The organism is Pseudomonas sp. 10C3, assembly GCF_036346185.1.
Taxonomy (GTDB): Bacteria; Pseudomonadota; Gammaproteobacteria; order Pseudomonadales; family Pseudomonadaceae; genus Aquipseudomonas.
Window position 1 is genome coordinate 1 of record NZ_JASJVE010000169.1, and the last position, 248, is coordinate 248.

General features: G+C 63.7%; 1 protein-coding gene. It reads left to right on the forward strand.

Annotated features, from left to right (window positions below; genetic code table 11):
* Window positions 1-188, forward strand: a 188-nt coding sequence (locus tag QN399_RS26505) for a hypothetical protein (RefSeq protein WP_330201965.1), incomplete at its 5' end; no start/stop codon positions are given.
* Window positions 189-248: the final 60 nt, after the last annotated feature.

Sequence of the window (248 nt, forward strand, 5' to 3'; positions counted from 1 at the left end):
CCCCGGAGTACACCGAGGTCATGATCGACAACGTCAGGCGGAACGGCCCCCACATCGTCGTCGCTCCCGGTACTGGTGAAACTGTTGCCGCACCTGGCAAGGAGAATGCCTCGACCTCGTCCCGTGGTCGAATTCCGCGTCCTGCAGGAGCTCCTCTTCCCCCATCGCGACATGATCTCGGGCTGTGACACCGCGCAGTCGCTGTGAGGCCGGAGCAGTCCACTTGAGGACGTCGTGCCGATCCGTTG